The organism is Corynebacterium maris DSM 45190 (assembly GCF_000442645.1).
In the GTDB taxonomy this organism is placed as follows: Bacteria; Actinomycetota; Actinomycetes; order Mycobacteriales; family Mycobacteriaceae; genus Corynebacterium; species Corynebacterium maris.
Genome location: NC_021915.1, coordinates 2,525,659 through 2,538,176, shown reverse-complemented (window position 1 = coordinate 2,538,176; position 12,518 = coordinate 2,525,659). Strand labels below are relative to the sequence as shown.

The window sequence follows — 12,518 nt, the reverse complement described above, 5'->3', positions numbered from 1 at the left end:
GGCGGGGGCGCTAGCTCCGGGATGAATTCTTGCATGACCCTTCTCCCTGACGCCTTTCTTTCTCTAAACTTGAGTCTCACAGGCTCAAACTTTTTTGGGTTGAGTGGAATAGACTCAACCCTAGAGCGTTGTACTTGGTGACAAAAGAAATTTAGGAAAGAAAGGAACTCGCCCTCATGAGCCAGTTCAACCCCACCACGAAGACGCAGGAAGCCATCCAGACGGCCCTCCAGCAGTCTTCCGCCAACGGCAACCCCGACATCCGGCCCGCGCACCTGCTGGCTGCGATCCTGGGGCAGGAGGACGGCGTCGCCGCGCCGGTGCTCAAAGCCACCGGCGTCGACCCCGACACGATTATCCGCGAAGCCAACGAACTCATCGACGGCTACCCGAAGGCCGAGGGCGCCGGCATGGCTAACCCGAACTTCAACCGCGACGCGCTCAACGCCATGACCGCCGCGCAGGAGCTCGCCGGTGAACTCGGCGACGAATACGTCTCCACCGAGGTGCTGCTCGCCGGCGTCGCCCGCGGCAAGTCCGACGCCGCGGAGCTGCTGACCAAGCGCGGCGCCACCTATGACGCGATCAAGGAGGCCTTCCCGGCGGTGCGTGGCTCCAAGAAGGTCACCACCCAGGACCCGGAGGGTCAGTTCCAGGCCCTGGAGAAGTACTCCACCGACCTGACCGCCCGGGCGCGCGAAGGCCGCATCGATCCGGTCATCGGCCGCGACCAGGAGATCCGCCGCGTCGTGCAGGTGCTCAGCCGCCGCACGAAGAACAACCCCGTGCTCATTGGCGAGCCCGGCGTCGGCAAGACCGCGATCGTGGAAGGCCTCGCCCGCCGCATGGTCGCCGGCGACGTCCCGGAATCGCTCAAGGGCAAGACCCTGGTCTCGCTGGACCTGTCCGCCATGGTCGCGGGCGCGAAGTACCGTGGCGAATTCGAGGAGCGGCTCAAGGCCGTCCTCGAGGAGATCAAGGAATCCGACGGCCAGATCATCACCTTCATCGATGAGCTGCACACCATCGTCGGCGCCGGTGCGTCCGGCGAAGGCGCCATGGACGCGGGCAACATGATCAAGCCGATGCTCGCCCGCGGTGAACTGCGACTGGTCGGCGCCACGACCCTGGACGAGTACCGCAAGTACATCGAGAAGGACGCCGCCCTCGAGCGCCGTTTCCAGCAGGTCTACGTCGGTGAGCCCAGCGTGGAAGACACCATCGGCATCCTGCGCGGCCTCAAGGAACGCTACGAAGTCCACCACGGCATCCGCATCCAGGATTCCGCCCTGGTCGCGGCCTCCGAGCTGTCCAACCGCTACATCACCAACCGCTTCCTGCCGGACAAGGCCATCGACCTGGTCGACGAGGCCGGTTCGCGTCTGCGCATGGAGATCGACTCCTCCCCGGAGGAGATCGACGAACTCGAGCGCATCGTCCGCCGCCTCGAGATCGAGGAGATCGCGCTGCAGAAGGAGACCGACGCGGCCTCCCAGGAACGACTGGCCGACCTGCAGATCCAGCTCGCCGACGAACGCGAGAAACTCGGTGAGCTCAAGGCCCGCTGGGCCAACGAGAAGGGCGCGATCGACCAGGTCCAGGCGGTGAAGGAGGAGCTCGAGCAGCTGCGCAACGAGTCCGAGATCGCCGAGCGCGACGGTGACTACGCACGCGTCTCCGAACTGCGCTACGGGCGCATCCCCGAGCTCGAGAAGCAGCTCGAGGACGCTGAGACCGCGGCGGAGGACCGTCACGGATCCGGCATGTTGGCCGAGGAAGTCACCCCCGACGTCATCGCCGACGTCGTCTCCGCCTGGACCGGCATCCCGGCCGGCAAGATGATGCAGGGCGAGACCGAGAAGCTGCTGCACATGGAGTCCGTGCTGGGCAAACGCGTCGTCGGCCAGCACGAGGCCGTGGGCGCCGTCTCCGATGCGGTGCGCCGCTCGCGCGCCGGGGTCTCCGACCCGAACCGACCGATCGGCTCCTTCCTCTTCCTCGGCCCCACTGGCGTGGGTAAGACGGAGCTGGCCAAGACGCTGTCGGAGTTTCTCTTCGACGACGAGCGTTCCATGGTGCGCATCGACATGTCCGAGTACGGGGAGAAGCACTCCGTCTCCCGCCTGGTCGGCGCCCCTCCGGGATACGTCGGTTACGAGACCGGCGGCCAGCTCACCGAGGCCGTCCGTCGTCGCCCGTACAGCCTCGTGCTCTTCGACGAGGTGGAGAAGGCCCATCCGGACGTCTTCGACGTGCTGCTGCAGGTGCTGGACGACGGTCGCCTCACCGACGGCCAGGGGCGCACGGTGGATTTCCGCAACACCGTCATCATCCTGACCTCCAACCTGGGCGCCGGCGGCGACCGCGAGCAGATCATGGCGGCGGTGAAGTCGGCCTTCAAGCCGGAGTTCATCAACCGTCTCGACGACGTGGTCGTCTTCGAGCCCCTGTCGCAGGAACAGCTGGTCGGTATCGTCGACATCCAGCTGGGCGCGCTCGCCGAGCGACTGTCCGAACGCCGCCTGACCCTGCGGGTCTCCGACGCGGGCAAGAGTTGGCTCGCGGACCGCGGTTATGACCCGGCCTTCGGCGCCCGACCGCTGCGTCGCCTGATCCAGCAGGCGATCGGCGACAAGCTGGCCAAGAAGCTGCTGGCTGGTGACGTGCGCGACGGCGACACCGTGCACGTGGACGTCGCCGATGGCGGCGAGTACCTGGACATCAACGCGGTCTAAATTCCTTCTCCGCGTGCCAGGCGGCCTCCCCGATATGCGGGAGGCCGCCTTCGTGTTTTCGCTACGCTCGGGCACATGACACAGGACAAGAACCCGGAAAAGACCCCAGGCGGCCCGTCCGTCAAAGACGGCGAACTCTACGAGTCGCTGCGCGAGGACGGCGCCAGCAAGGAAAAGGCCGCCCGCATCGCCAACGCCGCCGCGAATTCCTCCCGCGAGGACGTCGGCGAAAAGGGCGGCGAGGCGGGCAGCTACGAAGATTGGACCGTCGACGAATTACAGGAAAGGGCCGCGGAGCTCGACATTGAGGGCCGCTCGAAGATGAACAAGGACGACTTGATCGAAGCACTGCGCAACCACTGAAACTCTGCGGGATGACACCGCCACGGGAAAAGGGCGGTCTACGTGGTGACGGCTCGTTGCGCTGGGTGTGACCGGCGTGGCGGCGTTAAGGTACGGCACACGAGGCAGAAAGGCATCCCCATGGCGAATTCGGCGAACACGCCCCTGAACAACCCGGACCCCAACTGGGTCTGGGCCACCCCGGCGATCGGCGTTCCGTGGTGCACCTGCGGCGTAGACCCGTTGACGAAGCAGCCGCCGCACCAGGTCACCCGCCCGCTGGTGACGAAGTACGTCACTGAGACACTCGGTTCCCTCCCGGAGCGGATGACCAACCGGGAGATCGCGTTGGTCGTGCAGAGCCTGTGGCGCTTTCCGGACATCACGCCACCGATCGCGGAGTCGTTGATGCGCTCGGTCAAGGCGGTCAACGCCCAGATGGCCGAGGACTATCCGCTGGCCACCGCGATGGCGGCCGTCAAGCATTTCTCCAACACCTGGGCGGGCGATGACAGGCCCTGAGCCGAGCGCCCGCACCATCATCTTGACCAGGGTCGATGTGCCGGGCGTCGACACGGAGGAACTCGCCGCGGACGACCTCGGCGAGGGACAGTTCGTAATCCGGTCGATCCCGTTCGTCGACACGCACCTGGCGCTGGGCGACATCGTCGCCTGCGTGCGTGTCGACGGCCGCTGGTGCGTGGACTCCGTCACCGCCCGCGGCGGGAACTCCACCCTGCGGGTGCTGCCCGGAGCCGTCGACGTCGTCTCTCCGCTGGAGCAACTCGGTTGCCGGGTCGAGACCGGCCCCGCCGGGCTGATCGCCGTCAATGTCGGACCCGACGCCCCGGTCAGCGGCATCGGGGAATGGCTCACGGGCCTCGCCGCGGAGGGGCTGATCGACGTGTCGCCCGGCTACCTGGCGTCACGGGAGTGACCTGGCCGTCCGGCGAATGACAGCAAACATCCATACACTGACGAAGTATGACCACAGTGGTTTCCGCTCATCAACTGAACGACGCCATCTACCAGGGCAAGAACAACGTCGTGCTCGCCTCCCTCTGGAACGACGCCGACGTCACGGGTTACGCCCGCTACAGGTCGATGCACATCCCCACCGCCCAGTTCTGCGAACCCCAATCCGCGCTCGTCGGCGTCCCCGGCTCACAACAGGGCCGCAACCCGCTGCCCGCGGTGCCGCACCTGCAGCGCGCCATCCAGACGTGGGGGCTGCGCACCGGCCGGCCCGTCACCGTCTACGACGAGGGCCGCGGGCTGTTCGCCAGCCGGGCGTGGTGGATCCTGCGCTGGGCGGGCGTCGAGGACGTCCGCATCCTCGACGGCGGCCTGAAGCACTGGGAGGCGGCCGGATTCGACTCCGTCGGCGGCCCCGGCAACCTGGGTACCAGGGCGAACGTCACCGTCCGACCGGGGCAAATGCCCGTGGCCACCGTCGACGACGTCCGCGCACGGCAGGACGCTCCCCTGATTGATTTCCGTGAACCCAACCGCTTCCTCGGCCGCCGCGAGATCCTCGACCTCAAGGCGGGCCACATCCCCGGGGCCGTCAACCTGCCGGTGTGGACGCTGATGAACGACGACAACACCTTCCGCTCCCCGGAGGAGATCCGCGCCCACTTCGCCCGCGTCGGAATCACGGAGGACAACGCCGCCTCCGCCATCGTCTACTCGGGTTCCGGCATCCACTCTTCCCTGGGCTTGGCGGCGATGGGGCACGCCGGCCTGCCGTTCGCCGCGCACTTCGTCGGCGGTTGGTCGCTGTGGTCGGCGAATCGGGCCAACCCGATCGCGCGCGGCGATTAATTAGTTTGCCTGCCCCGGTAAGGTCGTGAGACGTGGCTTATCTACTGCTCGCACTCGCACTCTTAGCCGCCGTGGCGGGAGTCGCCCTGTGGTACCTCGACGCGCGGCAACGCGCTGCCGCGACCACAGACGAGAGCACCCCGGCCGCGACTGACGCCGCCCACTCCGGGCCTGCGGCGGGCCCCGTGGAAGCGGACGAGGCCAGCGACGACGTGGCCCCCACCGCGCCTGCCCCGTCGGCCGAGCCGACCGCGGCTGAAGAAGAACCCACCCCGGGACCGCCGGCGCCCGCACGTCCTGTGATGGCAGCCCCTCCAGCGCAGGAGCCGCACCCAGAGCCGGAGCCGAAGGCGGACACACCAACGCCGAAGGACGAGCCCGTTCCAGAGCCGGAGGCAGAACCAGAAGCGGAACCGGCCGTCAAGCCGACCGCGAAAACCACCGCCTCGTCCCGCGCCTCCGGGCTGCAGCTTCCGGGCGCGACCCGCCGGGAACGCAAGTCCTGGGCGGAGGAGCGTGGCTTCACCTTCACCCGCACCGACGAATACCTGGTCGACGAGTGGCGTCGGGGCGCGGCGGCGACCGGGGCCCCCGCCCGCGACATCGTCATCGGCGACGCCTTCGGCCACGAACTGCTCCTGATGGACTTGGGCGGGATCAACGTCATGGCCATGCGCACCGGCGCCGCCTCCGACACGGTGGTCGATTTCCGCCGCGAGGACCTGTCGGCGGGCACCGTGGGCGAGGGCGACCTCGTGCTGGTCGACCAGGTGGAGGGGTTCAACGTCTACGGCACGATGGCGAACACCGCTCGGCGCTTCCTGGACAGCAGGGTCCGCATGGCGCTGGGGACCTTCCCCGAGATCGTCACCGCCGTCTGGCTGGAATCGGACTGGGTGCTCGCACAGACGGTGCGCGGCACCAAAGCCGAGGACTGGGACGAGATGCTGGCGCCGCTGGCGCTGATCGCCGACGCCGCGCGAGTTCTGCCGCCCCGCGGCGGCACGGAGCCGGAGCTGAAGATCGCCGACTTCACGCCCTCGCGGCACATGGAGCCGCTGCCCGTGGACGCGTCCTTCGCAGGCGGCGTCGACGCGGATCAACGACCGGACGTGTCCGAACCGTCGTCCGCGCCACCAGTGTCGCGCCCCGACGAGCCCCTGGAGTTGCCCAGCCGGTCCCGGCCGCAGGCTCGCGGCGTCGTGGAACCGAGCAGCCTCGGCGGGGACGAGGTCGACGCCATCGCCGACGGCCGCGGCCCCAGCGCCTCCGACCCGACGCGGATGCCGCGCCGGCAGGACCGCGGACCGTCGATCTTCGGGGATTAGAGGTCGGGCCTCGCCGCCGTTGTTAGCGTGGGGGCATGACAGCAGATGAGGCGGTCGGACTTCTTTTGGCGGAGATGGAGCGAACGAGCTCTCCGCTTTCAGCGGCCACGGCCCTCGGCACGCTGGGCGTCAACCCGTTTCACGTCGCTGAGAACCAGATCAGGTTCTTGCTGGTCGCAGTACGCGACAGCGGGCGGTTTCAGCTGAGCAGGGTGGGGGCAGGGGGCGACGAGACCATCCCTTCGTCAGTGCCCGTGACCGAGCTCCTCGACGAGCTCCACCGTTCTCCTTCCCACCACCCTGACCCATTGGAGATGCTCAAGCCAGGACGGACAGATCCCCTGGCCGCGGACCGGGTCGAGGCGATGAAACACATGCTCATCCGCCGCGCGTGAACTCACGGCTTGAGCAAAACCCTTTAGGATCGACACCCATGTGCCCTGCTTCTGATTCCCCGGAGCCCGACGCCCGACTGCTCAGCGCCGCTGAAGCGGTGCAGACGGGACGCTTCGGCGACGCCGTCGCCCTCTACGAGCAGCTGCTTACCGACGCCCCGCAGGACCCCACCCTGCTGCGCGCGCACGCCGCCGTGTCCGTGCTGGTCCGCGCCGAAAACATCGACCGGTCCACCGACCCGATCGGCCGCTCGGACGCGGCGCCGCAGCACGTGGCGAAAGCCTTGGACGCCGCCGACGTGCTGGTGCTCTTCGACCAGCCCGCCGATGCGGTGGATCGGCTCTCCGCGTTGGTGGAGAGCCTTCCGAAAGACGACGTCGCTCCCGTGCGGCAGCGCATCCTGGAGCTGCTCACCCTGGTGGAGCCACAGGATCCGGCGGTGGAGCGGGCCCGTCGCCGCCTGGCCAACGCCACCTTTCAGTGACGGCGCCGCTCGACTATGCGCGCGCATAGTCGCGCCACATTCACGGCCCACGCCGGCCCGCCCACTAGGCTGCAGAGGCAGATACGACATCCCGCACCCCGATGAGGAGTTTGCCCCATGAGCGCACCACAGGTCGATACCGATCAGTTGCAGCAGCTTGCCGAACTGGTCAAGGAGCACGCCGTCGTGCACGGCCGCGTCACGCTGTCCTCCGGCAAGGAAGCCGACTACTACGTCGACCTGCGCCGGGCCACCCTGCACCACGAGGCCTCCCGCTTGATCGGCGCGCTGCTGCGAGAGCTCACCGCCGACTGGGACTACGTCGCCGTCGGCGGGTTGACCCTCGGCGCCGACCCGGTGGCCGCCTCCGTGATGCACGCCGACGGCCGCCCGATCAACGCTTTCGTGGTGCGCAAGGAAGCCAAGAAGCACGGCATGCAGCGCCGCGTCGAGGGCCCGAACATCGTGGGCGAGAAGGTCCTCGTGGTCGAGGACACCACCACCACGGGCAACTCCCCGTTGACCGCGGTCCACGCGCTGCGTGAGGCCGGCGCCGAGGTCGTGGGCGTGGCCACCGTGGTGGACCGGGCCACCGGCGCCGGCGACGTCATCGAAGCCGAAGGTATCGAGTACCGCTACCTGCTGGGATTGGACGACCTTGACCTCGCATAACGACCCGGCGACAGAGGAGAAGGGCCCCACCGAGTGGGGCGAGGGGCGCCACGGGGTGGGCCCGTGGGAGCAGGAACACCCGGGGACGCCGCGGCCCGTCGATGAGCGCTATGACCCGGAGTTACTGGACGAAGGCGATCGCCGCAACGTCGTGGACCCGTATCGCTACTGGACGCGCGAGGCGATCGTCGCAGACATCGATACCCGACGGCACCCGCTGCACATCGCGATCGAGAACTTCGAGAACGACGCCAACATCGGCACCGTCGTACGCACCGCCAACGCTTTCGCCGTGGACACCGTCCACATCGTCGGCCGCCGCCGATGGAACCGGCGCGGAGCCATGGTCACCGACCGTTACCAACACCTGATGCACCACCCGGACGTGCACTCGTTGCTGGTCTGGGCGCTGCGCAACGACCTGACCGTCGTCGCCATCGACAACACCCCGGGCGCAATCCCCCTAGAAACCGCCGAATTGCCCCGCGAGTGCCTGCTGCTGTTCGGCCAGGAAGGCCCCGGCGTCTCTCCCGAAGCGCAAGCAGGCTCCCTGATGACGTGCTCCATCGCGCAATTCGGGTCGACGCGCTCGATCAACGCGGGCGTGGCCGCCGGCGTCGCCATGCACACCTGGGTGCGGCAGCACGCCGATTTGTCCTCCTCCTGGTGAGTGCTTTCGTTACGATGGAGTAACGAACCACGAACCAGGAGCGACGACAACAACGTGCACGAAACATGGGCCCACCGCGCTGACCTCGCTGAAAGCGCCATCAACGACCGGCATTCCGCCCGTGTCTGGGGACTGCCCAGGACGAACCTCGCCGTGGTCAGCTGGCCGCCCGTGTCGAAAGAAAAGGTGTTCGTCCACTGGCACTACTGGTGGCAGGCCCACTACCTGGATTGCCTCGTCGACGCGGCGATCCGCCGTCGCACCAAGGCCCGTCACGCCATCGTCAACAACACCGTCCGCGGCATCGGCCTGCGACAGGGCGGCAAGTTGTCCAGCAACAAATACTACGACGACAAAGCCTGGATGGCGCTGGCGTTGGCGCGCGCCGGGAAACTCAAGAACGTCGCCGTCCCGAAGCAGCTCGCCGACCTGGAGTTCGACGTGATCTCCGGCATCGACGCGCTCACGAGAGTGCTGCCGTGGCGGGCGGGGGAGACGTTCTACAACGTCCCGTCCAACGGCCCGGCCGCGATCATGATGGCACGCACCGGCCGCCTGGATCAGGCGGTCTCCGTCGTGGACTGGATCTTCGACAATCTCCTCGACGAGCAAGGGCTGGTCATGGACGGCCTGCGCATGCGCATGCACGGTCCGGAGACGGTGACCGACATCCATCCGTACAACCAGGGCACCGCGTTGGGGGCGTGCCTGGAGATCGCCCTGGAACTGCGGGAACGGGCGGGATTCAGCCACACCGAGAGCATCACCGGCGTCCACGACGCGGAACGCATCGACGACGCCATGCGCTTCATCACTCGCATCCGTGGGGTGGTGCAGGCCGTGGCCACGCACATGGCGACCCCGGGGCGGGTCATCGACTGGGACACCGGCGACGGGGACGGGGGCCTGTTCAAGGGCATCCTGGCGCGGTACCTGGCGGATGTGGCGGTGCGGTTGCCGGCCGATTCGCCGGCGAACCGGGCGACGAAGAAAGTGGCGGCGCAACTGGTGATGGCCTCTGCGGCGTCGGTGTGGAACCACCGCCTGGAGGTCGACGGCCTGCCGGTGTTCGCGACCGACTGGACGGAAGGCGCGCGCCTGCCGCACAACTACGGTCTCGGCCCGGCGAAGCTGTCCGAAGCCGTCGGCGGCGTACGCATCGACGAGCGGGACCTGTCGGTGCAGCTGTCGGGCTGGATGCTCATCGAGGCGGCCGCCAGGGTCAGCGCCGGCCAGGCCGAGGCCGGCCAGCGCTGACGCACGAAGCTGCGCTAGTACTTGCGCAGGTGCAACGGGCCCTGCCCGCGGAAGCGGGAGCGCAGCTCGTTGCCGATCACGGTCACCAGGCCATAGAGGTCCTCGGTGTAGGAACCGATGGCACGGACCGCCAGGCCCGGGCCGTCGATCAGCGTGATCCCGTGATGGACGGTCTGGGCGTAATTCGCCGCATGCTCGTCCATGACCTCGCGTAGCTCCTCGACCAGGGTCTGGTCGATGCGGTGATCCACCGCCAGCAAGGAGGCGAAGTGGGTCTGATCCTCCAGGTACAGCAGGGAGTCGGAACTCAAGGTCCCGTCACCCGGGCGCAGCAGGAGATTATCGACGACCGCGAGCTGCTCGCCGACCTCGATGGCGGTGCGCATCCGGATCTCGTCGTAGCGGAACAAGGTGCCGTCCGGCGCCCAGCCCGGGGTGACGATCTCCGCGGTGAGGAAAGACGCGCTCGGGTGCATGCGCACCCGCATGTGCTGCTCGTAGGTGGCGTCCTCGTAGGCTATCAACTGGTCCGGAATGTACTCGAGGACTGCGTCGGGGCCGAGCTCGACGTCGAAGTCCTGCAGCGAGTAGTTGCCCGGGGTCTTGTAGATCTTCGTGGCGGACTGGCCGGTGAGCAGCATCGACGCGCCTTCTTCAACGTTGATGTTGAAGTGGTAGTCGTCGCCGGCGAAGTAGGCGCCGCCCGGGTTGATGATCGTGTAGTAGACCTGCCCGGTGTCGTCGAGGTAGTGCGGGCGCATGACGCGCAGCGCACCTTCGTGGTACTGGTGGCGGGCCACCGACTTGCCGTGCCGGTGCGCGATGTCCAGATCGAGCTTGCCGACGGGTGCGCGCATCGTGTGCAGTTTCCGGAGGCTGCGCGGCTCCGTGTCGATGGTGGTGGTCGTGGCGTTCGGCATTAACCGACCAGATCCTTCATCAGCACGTCCTTCTTCAGCCAGTCGATGATCTGCTGCAGACCGTCGTCGGTCTTCAGGTTGGTCATCGCGAAGGGCTTGTCGCCGCGGAACTTCTTGGAGTCGGCCTCCATGACGGACAGGTCGGCGCCGACGTAGGGGGCCAGGTCGGTCTTGTTGATGACGAAAAGGTCAGACTTGATCATGCCCTGACCGGCCTTGCGCGGAATCTTCTCGCCCTGGGCGACGTCGATGATGTAGATCGAGAAGTCGACCAGCTCGGGGGAGAAGGTGGCCGACAGGTTGTCGCCGCCGGACTCGATGAACACGACCTCGAGGTCCGGGTGGCGCTCCAGCATCTCTTCGTAGGCGGCGTCGTTCATCGACGTGTCCTCACGGATGGCGGTGTGCGGGCAGCCGCCGGTCTCCACGCCGATGATGCGGTTTTCCGGCAGCACCGAGTTGGAGGCCAGGATCTTGGCGTCCTCGAGGGTGTAGATGTCGTTGGTGATCGCGGCGGCGGAGACTTCGCCGTCCAGAGCACGCGTCAGACGCTCGATGAGCTGAGTCTTGCCGGAGCCGACGGGGCCGCCGATGCCAATTTTGATGGGTTCCATGATGATGCCTTTCTTGGGTGTGCGTTGTGGTTTATCGCGTTCGGTTTTGCCCGATATTAGGACATGAACATTCGGGAACGCTGTGCTTCGTGCTGCATTTGCGCGACCTCGAGGCCCGGGGCGGTGGAGCCGACGTCGAGGAGCCCCAGCCCGTTGATGACGCCGAGGCACTCATCGATGACCGGGTAGGCGCCGACGAGCACCCGCTGCCCGGCGTCTTGGCCGATGGGGATGCCGCGGATGGCGTTCTGGGTCAGCGACGCGGCCAGCTGCATGAGGTAGCTGCGGGTGGCCAGGTCGGTGGGCATGCCGGCGGCCGCCAGCGCGAGCCCGTGGCCCAGCGCTGGGCAACCGTGCAGCTTGCCGGACTGGACCTGCTCGACGTACCAGGTGACCAGCGGGTGGTCGGGCACGGCGATCGCGATGATTTTGCACATGCGCTTGCCCATCGACTTATTCGCTTCGCGCACCTGGCGCGAGACGAGGGTGGCGTGGGCGAGCGCGTCGAGCTCGGCGAGCGTCTCCTGTGCATCTTCGGTGGGAAGGGACACGGCGTCGGCGGAGAGCTTGGCGATGAGCGCGTCGTTGTAGCAGGCCTGACGCAGGTACGCGTACAGCCACTGGGAGTAGGAGTCCGCCGAGTCGACGAGATCGCGATTCAGGTAGGTCTCCATGCCGAAGGAGTGGGCGAAGCCGCCGGTGGGCAGCGCGGAGTCCGTCAGGTGGAGCATGGTCAGCAGGGCCGCGTTGCCGCCGCTGAGCTCCATCGGGTTAGTGGGAGTGTTCTGCATGGCGGAAAGCCTCCGGCATCACACGGTCTTCGCGGCTGTAGGCGACCTCGAGGTGGTCGAGGTGGTGCTCGACGGTGTGGTCGTACTGCACGACCATCACCGGCTGCCCGTACTCGGAGTCCGCGTCGAAGAACTGGGCCTGCAAGTGACGGTTGCCCAGCGAATGGGCGACCACCCCCATCTCGTAGGTCGAGATCGGCTTGATCACGATGACGTCGGTGGGAGCCGCCTGGACGGTGATCAGCGTCGTCTCGTCGCGGTGGAGGACGTCTCCGTCGCGCAGTTCACGGATGGACGACGGCAGGCGCAGGCCGATCTCACGGCCAGCGTCCGTAGTGCCGCGCTGGATACGCTTCGTCAACTCGAGGTTGTCGAGGACGAGGCGTTCCTCGGTGAGCGCGGACAGCTCCTCGGCAGATAAATCTGATCGAGTACCGAGGATGTCGGTGATGAGCATCGAACGGACTCCTTTCGGGGTTATGACG

General features: G+C 67.3%; 15 protein-coding genes. 11 read left to right on the top strand and 4 right to left on the bottom strand.

Annotation, left to right across the window (positions count from 1 at the left end; genetic code table 11):
* The first annotated feature begins 176 nt into the window (after nucleotides 1-176).
* From clpB to B841_RS11805, 11 genes are all read left to right on the top strand, one after another.
* The gene (gene clpB / locus B841_RS11855; RefSeq protein ID WP_020935735.1) at nucleotides 177-2,735 is read left to right on the top strand and encodes an ATP-dependent chaperone ClpB; all 2,559 of its coding nucleotides are present in this window, start codon (nucleotides 177-179) and stop codon (nucleotides 2,733-2,735) included.
* A 75-nt stretch (nucleotides 2,736-2,810) separates the two neighbouring features.
* Nucleotides 2,811-3,098 carry a DUF7218 family protein gene (locus B841_RS11850; protein ID WP_020935734.1) on the top strand — a complete coding sequence of 96 codons (288 nt, stop codon included), beginning with the start codon at nucleotides 2,811-2,813 and terminating at the stop codon, nucleotides 3,096-3,098.
* Nucleotides 3,099-3,218: 120 nt separating this feature from the next.
* Nucleotides 3,219-3,599, top strand: a complete 381-nt coding sequence (locus B841_RS11845; protein WP_020935733.1) for a hypothetical protein — start codon at nucleotides 3,219-3,221, stop codon at nucleotides 3,597-3,599.
* Entirely contained in the window at nucleotides 3,586-4,014 is a 429-nt protein-coding gene (locus B841_RS11840; RefSeq protein ID WP_041631897.1) for a DUF4265 domain-containing protein, read from the top strand. The genes B841_RS11845 and B841_RS11840 overlap by 14 nt, the downstream gene beginning before the upstream one ends.
* A 47-nt stretch (nucleotides 4,015-4,061) precedes the next feature.
* Nucleotides 4,062-4,901 carry a sulfurtransferase gene (locus B841_RS11835; protein WP_041631896.1) on the top strand — a complete coding sequence of 280 codons (840 nt, stop codon included), beginning with the start codon at nucleotides 4,062-4,064 and terminating at the stop codon, nucleotides 4,899-4,901.
* Nucleotides 4,902-4,933: 32 nt separating this feature from the next.
* The gene (locus B841_RS11830) at nucleotides 4,934-6,229 is read left to right on the top strand and encodes a type III secretion system chaperone family protein (RefSeq protein WP_020935730.1); all 1,296 of its coding nucleotides are present in this window, start codon (nucleotides 4,934-4,936) and stop codon (nucleotides 6,227-6,229) included.
* Between the two features lie 35 nt (nucleotides 6,230-6,264).
* On the top strand, nucleotides 6,265-6,624 hold the full coding sequence (locus tag B841_RS11825) for a hypothetical protein (RefSeq protein ID WP_020935729.1): 360 nt from the start codon (nucleotides 6,265-6,267) through the stop codon (nucleotides 6,622-6,624).
* A gap of 38 nt (nucleotides 6,625-6,662) precedes the next feature.
* Nucleotides 6,663-7,109: a tetratricopeptide repeat protein gene (locus B841_RS11820; RefSeq protein WP_020935728.1), complete on the top strand. Its 447-nt coding sequence runs from the start codon at nucleotides 6,663-6,665 to the stop codon at nucleotides 7,107-7,109.
* Nucleotides 7,110-7,226: 117 nt separating this feature from the next.
* The gene (gene pyrE / locus B841_RS11815) at nucleotides 7,227-7,781 is read left to right on the top strand and encodes an orotate phosphoribosyltransferase (RefSeq protein ID WP_020935727.1); all 555 of its coding nucleotides are present in this window, start codon (nucleotides 7,227-7,229) and stop codon (nucleotides 7,779-7,781) included.
* Complete coding sequence (locus tag B841_RS11810) at nucleotides 7,768-8,451, top strand: TrmH family RNA methyltransferase (RefSeq protein ID WP_020935726.1); 684 nt, start codon at nucleotides 7,768-7,770, stop codon at nucleotides 8,449-8,451. The genes pyrE and B841_RS11810 overlap by 14 nt, the downstream gene beginning before the upstream one ends.
* A 54-nt stretch (nucleotides 8,452-8,505) precedes the next feature.
* Nucleotides 8,506-9,708, top strand: coding sequence for a glycoside hydrolase family 76 protein (locus B841_RS11805; RefSeq protein WP_020935725.1), 1,203 nt, complete (start codon nucleotides 8,506-8,508; stop codon nucleotides 9,706-9,708).
* 14 nt (nucleotides 9,709-9,722) lie between these two features.
* Here B841_RS11805 and B841_RS11800 read toward each other — a convergent pair whose 3' ends face one another.
* Genes B841_RS11800 through ureE form a run of 4 tightly spaced genes read right to left on the bottom strand, consistent with a single transcriptional unit; the run spans nucleotide 9,723 to nucleotide 12,490 of the window.
* A complete protein-coding gene (locus tag B841_RS11800) occupies nucleotides 9,723-10,628 on the bottom strand; it encodes an urease accessory protein UreD (protein ID WP_020935724.1) in 906 nt (301 codons plus the stop codon).
* The gene (gene ureG / locus B841_RS11795; protein ID WP_020935723.1) at nucleotides 10,628-11,242 is read right to left on the bottom strand and encodes an urease accessory protein UreG; all 615 of its coding nucleotides are present in this window, start codon (nucleotides 11,240-11,242) and stop codon (nucleotides 10,628-10,630) included. The genes B841_RS11800 and ureG overlap by 1 nt, the downstream gene beginning before the upstream one ends.
* Before the next feature lie 56 nt (nucleotides 11,243-11,298).
* Entirely contained in the window at nucleotides 11,299-12,033 is a 735-nt protein-coding gene (locus tag B841_RS11790) for an urease accessory protein UreF (RefSeq protein ID WP_041631894.1), read from the bottom strand.
* Entirely contained in the window at nucleotides 12,014-12,490 is a 477-nt protein-coding gene (gene ureE, locus B841_RS11785) for an urease accessory protein UreE (RefSeq protein ID WP_020935721.1), read from the bottom strand. Before ureE ends, B841_RS11790 begins: the two co-directional genes overlap by 20 nt.
* Nucleotides 12,491-12,518 lie beyond the last annotated feature (28 nt).

Bases quoted from the DNA above. Each gene is read 5' to 3' on its own strand.
- clpB (WP_020935735.1), top strand. From the start codon at position 177: ATGAGCCAGTTCAACCCCACCACGAAGACGCAGGAAGCCATCCAGACG.
- B841_RS11850 (WP_020935734.1), top strand. From the start codon at position 2,811: ATGACACAGGACAAGAACCCGGAAAAGACCCCAGGCGGCCCGTCCGTC.
- B841_RS11845 (WP_020935733.1), top strand. From the start codon at position 3,219: ATGGCGAATTCGGCGAACACGCCCCTGAACAACCCGGACCCCAACTGG.
- B841_RS11840 (WP_041631897.1), top strand. From the start codon at position 3,586: ATGACAGGCCCTGAGCCGAGCGCCCGCACCATCATCTTGACCAGGGTC.
- B841_RS11835 (WP_041631896.1), top strand. From the start codon at position 4,062: ATGACCACAGTGGTTTCCGCTCATCAACTGAACGACGCCATCTACCAG.
- B841_RS11825 (WP_020935729.1), top strand. From the start codon at position 6,265: ATGACAGCAGATGAGGCGGTCGGACTTCTTTTGGCGGAGATGGAGCGA.
- B841_RS11820 (WP_020935728.1), top strand. From the start codon at position 6,663: ATGTGCCCTGCTTCTGATTCCCCGGAGCCCGACGCCCGACTGCTCAGC.
- pyrE (WP_020935727.1), top strand. From the start codon at position 7,227: ATGAGCGCACCACAGGTCGATACCGATCAGTTGCAGCAGCTTGCCGAA.
- B841_RS11800 (WP_020935724.1), bottom strand. From the start codon at position 10,628: ATGCCGAACGCCACGACCACCACCATCGACACGGAGCCGCGCAGCCTC.
- ureG (WP_020935723.1), bottom strand. From the start codon at position 11,242: ATGGAACCCATCAAAATTGGCATCGGCGGCCCCGTCGGCTCCGGCAAG.
- B841_RS11790 (WP_041631894.1), bottom strand. From the start codon at position 12,033: ATGCAGAACACTCCCACTAACCCGATGGAGCTCAGCGGCGGCAACGCG.
- ureE (WP_020935721.1), bottom strand. From the start codon at position 12,490: ATGCTCATCACCGACATCCTCGGTACTCGATCAGATTTATCTGCCGAG.